The sequence below is a fragment of the Sedimentitalea xiamensis genome (genome assembly GCF_030164465.1).
GTDB lineage: Bacteria > Pseudomonadota > Alphaproteobacteria > Rhodobacterales > Rhodobacteraceae > Sedimentitalea > Sedimentitalea xiamensis.
In genome coordinates, this window is the sequence record NZ_JASNJE010000032.1 from 46,955 (window position 1) to 53,352 (window position 6,398).

The window sequence follows — 6,398 nt, forward strand, 5'->3', positions numbered from 1 at the left end:
ATGCCGACCGTACTTCGAAACATCTCGGAAATACGACGTTACTTTCACCGCAACGAGGACCCTGTCTATTTCATTTCGGCGACGAACTTCAATCTTCTCGGCCTGGATGAATGGGTGAAGAATTTCAAGTACATCTGCTACATCGACTGCTACGGCGGCAAGCACCCGAACGTGTTCTGCCCATCCGAACAGCCCCATGCGGAATTCCAGTCCATCGAGGACATCAACAATTACCTGCTCCAGCACAAGGAGGTCATCGATTACATCAAGCGGCGCGGCGGCAAGCCCAAATTCGTGTTCCTGATGTTCGACGAAGAAACCGAACGGCTGTCCAAGGAACTGGGCGCGGATGTCTGGTTTCCCAAGGCGAAGCTGCGCACAAAGATGGACAACAAGATCGAAACGGTCCGGATAGGGAACAAGGCGGGCGTGCCGTCGGTGCCAAACGTGCTTGCCGAGGTAAAATCCTATGCCGATCTGAAAAAGACCTGCGAAAAGGCGGGAATCGGCCATGATCTGGTGCTGCAATCCGCTTTTGGCGACAGCGGGCACACCACGTTCTTCATCAAGTCGGAAGCCGATTTCCGCCGCCACGAACACGAGATCGTCGGCGAGGGCGAGATCAAGATCATGAAGCGGATCGATTGCCGCGGCTCGGCGATCGAAGCCTGCGCGACCAAGGAGGGCACCATCGTCGGTCCGCTGATGACCGAACTGGTGGGGTTCAAGGAACTGACTCCCTATCGCGGCGGCTGGTGCGGCAACGAGATCCTGTCGACCGCGTTCCCGCCCAAGGTGCGCGAAAAGGCCCGCGACCTGACCTTCAAGTTCGGCGAACAACTGCGCAAGGAAGGATACCGGGGCTATTTCGAACTGGATTTCCTGATCGACAAGAAAACCGGCGACCTCTGGCTGGGGGAACTCAATCCCCGGATCACCGGCGCCTCGTCGATGACCAACCACGCCGCCTTTGCCCATGCGGACGCGCCGCTGTTCCTGTTCCATCTGCTGGAATTCTCGAAAAGGAAGTTCGACCTTGACGTGGATGAACTGAATGCCCGCTGGGCGGACCCGGACATGATCGACAGCTGGTCGCAGATGGTCATCAAGCATACAGAGGACACGGTGGATATCTGCACCGCCGCCCCGGAGACGGGGATCTACAAGATGCTCGAAGACGGGAGGGTCGTCTATGACCGTTTCGATTATCACCGCCGCGCCGTGGAAAGCGAGAACGAAGCCTTCTTCCTGCGCATCCTTCAGCCCGGCGATTACCGCTATGAGGGGGCCGATATCGGTATCCTGGTGACGCGCGGCCGGTCGATGACCAAAGGCTTCCAACTGAACGAGCGCGCCAAGAAATGGATCCACGGAATCAAGAAATCCGTGGATGGCAAACCGCTGCCGGTGGCCAATGCCGGCCCGGCCCTGGCCGACCCCGCGTTCAAGATACTCTAGGGAGACCCGATGCTCTGGCGTGCTCTCAGCGAAGACGCGCCCGGCCCGAAATGGGCCGGGCTTTTCGCCGAATACTGGCCGGACTATCACCGCTGGTGGCTGAAGGAAGGCGACGCCGCCCGTCCCAGCTACCTGGAAAGCCGCCGGGCGTTGCAGGAACACATGCCGGAGATCATGCCGCTCTATGAGGCATTGTGCGATCTGGCGGGGGGCGGGGACCAGGCGGCGCGTTTTCTCAGTTTCTACTGTCCGCCACCGTATCTTTCAGGCTGTTCACAGGCGATATGGCCCGGCGAAGAACCGGTGATGGTGCGCAACTACGACTATGATCCGAACGCTTTCGACGGCCTTATCCTGCACACCGGGTGGCAAGGGCGCCGGGTGATGGGCACGTCAGACGGGCTTTGGGGGATGGTGGACGGGGTGAACGACGCCGGGCTGGCGATTTCGCTGACTTTCGGCGGCAGGCGGGTCATTGGCGACGGGTTCGGCGTTCCGCTGATCCTGCGTTACGTTCTGCAAACCTGCGGCACGGCGGAAGAGGCGGGCGCCGCGCTGGCGCGGGTGCCCACGCACATGAGCTACAACGTCACGGTGCTCGACGCCAAGCGCCGGTATCTCACGGCCATGATGTCGCCCGACAGGAAGGCCCTGATCACCCATGCGGCCGTCGCCACCAACCATCAGGAAAACGTGGAATGGGTGAGTCATGCCCGGTTCACCGCGACCGTGGAACGGGAAAGGTTTCTGCTGCAAAGGCTGACCCTGCACCACGACCCGGAGGACAAGTTCATCGCCGCGTTCCTGCGTCCGCCGCTCTATTCCACGGCGTTCGACGCCGGTTTCGGCACGCTTTACACGGCGGTCTACCGTCCACGTCTGCGGCAGATGGACGTGCGCTGGCCGGGAACGGTCTGGAGCTTCGGGCTGGACGATTTTCAGGAAAGTGCCCGCCGGGTTCAGATTCCCGGCGCGGCCTGAAGGAGGGTTCATGTCACATATCTTTCCGCGTCACTGCAAACAGTTGCCGCCGGTCGCCGTTCGCGGCGAGGGTTGCTATCTTTTCGATGGCAGCGGCAAACGGTATCTGGACGCGTCCGGCGGAGCGGCGGTGTCCTGCCTGGGACATGGGGATCCGGAGATCATCGACGCGGTCAAGGCGCAGCTCGACAGCCTGGCCTATGCCCATACCGGGTTCTTCACCTCGGCCCCGGCCGAGGCGCTTGCCGATCTGCTCATCGCCCATGCGCCGGGGGATCTGGACCGTGTCTACCTCGTGTCCGGCGGATCCGAGGCGATGGAGGCGGCGCTGAAGCTCGCCCGGCAGTATTTCGTCGAGAAGGGAGAGCCGAACCGGGGCCGCCTGATCGCGCGCAGGCAAAGCTATCACGGCAACACGATGGGGGCGCTGTCCGCCGGCGGCAACGAATGGCGGCGGGCCCAGTTCGGACCTCTTCTGATCGACATGAGCCATATCGATCCCTGCTACGAATACCGGCTCAGGCGGGACGACGAGTCGCCCGAGGAATACGGCCTGCGGGCCGCCAACCTGCTGGAGGCCGAACTGTTGCGGGTCGGTCCCGAAAACGTCATGGCTTTTGCCGCCGAACCCGTGGTCGGGGCGACGGCGGGAGCACTGACGGCGGCGCCGGGCTATTTCCGGCGCATCCGTGAAATCTGCGATCAATACGGCATCCTGCTGATCCTTGACGAGGTGATGTGCGGCATGGGACGCACGGGCAGCCTGTTCGCCTGCGAACAGGAGGGCGTGTCCCCGGATATCCTGTGCATCGCCAAGGGACTCGGGGCCGGCTATCAGCCGATCGGGGCCATGCTGTGCAGTCGCGAAATCTATGAAACCATCGAAAACGGGTCCGGGTTCTTTCAGCACGGCCACACCTACCTTGGTCATCCGACGGCGGCGGCGGCGGGCCTGGCTGTGGTCAACGCTCTACTGGACCGCAATCTGGTTCCGCAGGTGCGAAAGCAGGGTGCAGGACTGGCGGATGCCCTGAAGGCGCAATTCGCGCAGCATCCGCATGTCGGCGACATTCGGGGCCGGGGGCTGTTCCAGGCGATCGAGTTGGTGGCGGATCGGGACAGCAGGGCCGCGTTCGATCCGGCCCGTAAGGTCGCCGCGCGGATCAAGGCGGCAGCCTTCGAGGCCGGTCTGATCTGCTATCCGATGAGCGGCACGATCGACGGAAAGAGTGGCGATCACGTCTTGCTGGCACCGCCGTTCATCATCGACGACGCGCAGATCGGTGAACTGGTGCAAAAGCTGGCCGGTGCCGTGGAGGCGGCTCTGCACGCATAGCGTGGCCGCATCTTGCGGCGGATGACCGCATCGCGGCCAGCCGCGTGTCCCTGCCGCGCTGTATTCGACGCTTGCGCCGTCCGCGGCACGACAGTAGACAGGCAATTGTGCGGGTATGGTGTAGTGGTAGCGCGCCGGCTTCCCAAGCCTGAAGTGCGGGTTCGATTCCCGCTACCCGCTCCACCGACAACGGTTGATCACTCATAAAACGTTATCTATCAGGGGTTTGCGCCTGTGTTCCGAGACACATTCTGGGACACAAACAGGACAAATCGAAATGGCAGTGGTGGTCAAATTGAAGCACATCGACGAACTTTCAGGGGGTCGCAAGCGATTCCGTAGACGCTGGCCCAAGGACGTTGGCAAGGCTTTGGGCGAGGCGTTCATGCAGCGCCCCATGGTGGCCCGTGAGGGTGCCGCCTTGGTTGCCGAGAGGGAAGCCCTGCTGAGCGAGTTCGACGCCACTGTGGCGAAGCACAGACGCTCTCAGGAGGAACGCGACAGGATGACCCCGAGGCAGCTTTGGGGGGAGATGCAGGGGGAAGCCGAGAGGCTGACCCGTGGTATTGTCGGGGATGTAGAAGGAGCCTTGGACGCCTTGGCCGAGGAAGCCCAGCGCAATGAAGACCCGTTGCTCTATCAAGCGATCATGTCCCCGAAGGCAGAGAAGCCCGCGCCTACATTGGCCGATGCGTTTGACCGCTATGCAGAGTACCGCCTTGACGACAGCCAACGCCGCGATTTGCGCAACGCCTACGCGTTTCGAACTGGATAAGTCAGGATGGCAGCACCAAAAGCTCAAGTTTCTCAGTCCACAAGTGACTGTTGGCATCGTTGCGACTCCCGCCGCCTACTACACAGATGACGGCGTGCCAGCGATCCGGGGAACGAATACCCGTGCTATGGAACTTCGCCTAGACGACATGGTGTCGATCACGGACGAGGGTCATCGCATCAACAGAAAATCCGCCGTCGCCGAAGGTGACGTGGTCGTTGTCCGAACCGGGCAACCCGGCACTGCAGCAGTTGTGCCAAAGGCACTGAATGGCGCGAACTGCATCGACGTAATCCTGATCAAGAAATCGAAGAACTATGACCCCTATCTGCTGGCCCATTTCCTGAACTCGTCGGCAGCGAAGGCGCAATACTCGTCCGGTTCAAGCGGCGCCATTCAGCAGCACTTCAACATCTCAATTGCTTCCAACCTAGTTGTCCCGGTGCCGCCTGTGCCCGAACAGGACCGGGTTCTTGCAATACTCAGGCAAGAGGGGCAGCGGGTCAGAAACCTAACTTCTACGCTGCAAACATCCATCGACCGACTCAAAGAATACCGCTCCGCCCTGATCACCGCCGCTGTCACGGGTCAGATCGACGTATCGACCTACGCCAAATCCGGCACACCCGACCGCCGCCTCGACGCCATTCAAGAGGAGATGGGAGCGTGACCGACACCATCGCCGACCTCAAATCCTTCCTCCGCGCCCAACTCAGCGCCAACTGCGATCAAGTGCCGCCAAAGACCGCGACCAGTCAGCAAAAGCACCTCACTGTCTGGACGACGCGCAACAAGCGCCGCCCCATCGGTCTCGAATCCGGTCACGATGAACTCGTGAACCTCTGGATCGTCAGCATGAATGCGCCACCGACGCTTCCTGACACGGTCAAGGTCACGAAGAAGGTGTGGAAGGGTTCTGGGTGGCAAGACAAGGACCCGTCACCCGGCGAGAAGTCGAAAGGCGCGAACAGCAATCTCAAACCCTTTGAAGTCTTCAACACCCGCCCGATCACCCGTCTCGGCATTCAATCCATCGACGACGCTCGGGCGATCTTGGAGCATCTGTTCGCATGACCGACACGACCTCTGGCACCCACACGACCGCCGACATTCATCAAGAGAAGGTCTTTGAGGCGCATATCGTCGCCTGCCTGACCGCCGATCATGGATACATCGAACGCGACTGCCCGTCCCACTATGACGTTGCCCATGCCCTCGACACCGAGTTGCTGTTCCGCTTTCTGAAGGACACCCAACCCGATGCGTGGCAGACGCTGGAAGAACACTACAGCGTGCAGGCAGAGGCAGAGGTTCTGAAACGTCTTGAACAGGCGTTGAAGCAGAACCCGACCCATGCCGTGCTGCGCGAAGGTATCAAGCTGGTGCCGAACATCCGCTTCGCGCTGTGCTTCTTCAAACCCGCGTCGAACCTGAACCCCGACCTGACACGCCTGTATGAGGCGAACATCCTGTCGGTTATGCGGCAGGTGACCTATTCGGCGAAGAACCGCAACGCCATCGACCTTGTGAGTTTCGTCAACGGCATCCCCGTCGCGACGCTGGAGGTGAAGAACCTGCTGACCGGACAGAACGTCAAACACGCCGAAAAGCAGTATCGGCAGGACCGTTCCCCTGCTGGCGAACCGCTGCTGACCTTCAAGCGCGGGGCAATTGTCCATTTCGCGCTGGACCAGGACAACGTGTCGATGACTACCCGTCTGATGAACTGTTGATTTCCGCTGAGAAGTGACCCGGTAGCCCCATAATTTTCCACTGAGAATTGACCCATGTGAACACGCTGCCCCGACGGAATCGGTCGGGGAGAGAAGGAGTGATCGACATGGGATT

7 protein-coding genes and 1 tRNA gene are annotated in these 6,398 nt (G+C 60.8%); all 8 read left to right on the plus strand.

Annotated elements, in window-relative coordinates:
• The 8 genes from QO034_RS19275 to QO034_RS19310 all read left to right on the plus strand — a co-directional run bounded on the left by QO034_RS19275 (position 1) and on the right by QO034_RS19310 (position 6,283).
• Positions 1 to 1,458, plus strand: a complete 1,458-nt coding sequence (locus QO034_RS19275; RefSeq protein ID WP_284487169.1) for a biotin carboxylase — start codon at positions 1 to 3, stop codon at positions 1,456 to 1,458.
• A 9-nt stretch (positions 1,459 to 1,467) separates the two neighbouring features.
• Positions 1,468 to 2,439, plus strand: coding sequence for a C45 family autoproteolytic acyltransferase/hydolase (locus QO034_RS19280; RefSeq protein ID WP_284487170.1), 972 nt, complete (start codon positions 1,468 to 1,470; stop codon positions 2,437 to 2,439).
• 10 nt (positions 2,440 to 2,449) lie between these two features.
• On the plus strand, positions 2,450 to 3,775 hold the full coding sequence (locus QO034_RS19285; RefSeq protein ID WP_284487171.1) for an aspartate aminotransferase family protein: 1,326 nt from the start codon (positions 2,450 to 2,452) through the stop codon (positions 3,773 to 3,775).
• Between the two features lie 109 nt (positions 3,776 to 3,884).
• Positions 3,885 to 3,958 (plus strand) — tRNA-Gly (locus QO034_RS19290).
• A gap of 94 nt (positions 3,959 to 4,052) precedes the next feature.
• Complete coding sequence (locus QO034_RS19295) at positions 4,053 to 4,550, plus strand: hypothetical protein (RefSeq protein WP_284487172.1); 498 nt, start codon at positions 4,053 to 4,055, stop codon at positions 4,548 to 4,550.
• Positions 4,495 to 5,220 (plus strand): restriction endonuclease subunit S, encoded by a 726-nt coding sequence (locus QO034_RS19300; protein ID WP_284487173.1) that lies wholly within the window; start codon positions 4,495 to 4,497, stop codon positions 5,218 to 5,220. Before QO034_RS19295 ends, QO034_RS19300 begins: the two co-directional genes overlap by 56 nt.
• The gene (locus QO034_RS19305; protein WP_284487174.1) at positions 5,217 to 5,624 is read left to right on the plus strand and encodes a hypothetical protein; all 408 of its coding nucleotides are present in this window, start codon (positions 5,217 to 5,219) and stop codon (positions 5,622 to 5,624) included. The genes QO034_RS19300 and QO034_RS19305 overlap by 4 nt, the downstream gene beginning before the upstream one ends.
• The gene (locus QO034_RS19310) at positions 5,621 to 6,283 is read left to right on the plus strand and encodes a type I restriction endonuclease (RefSeq protein ID WP_284487175.1); all 663 of its coding nucleotides are present in this window, start codon (positions 5,621 to 5,623) and stop codon (positions 6,281 to 6,283) included. Before QO034_RS19305 ends, QO034_RS19310 begins: the two co-directional genes overlap by 4 nt.
• Positions 6,284 to 6,398 lie beyond the last annotated feature (115 nt).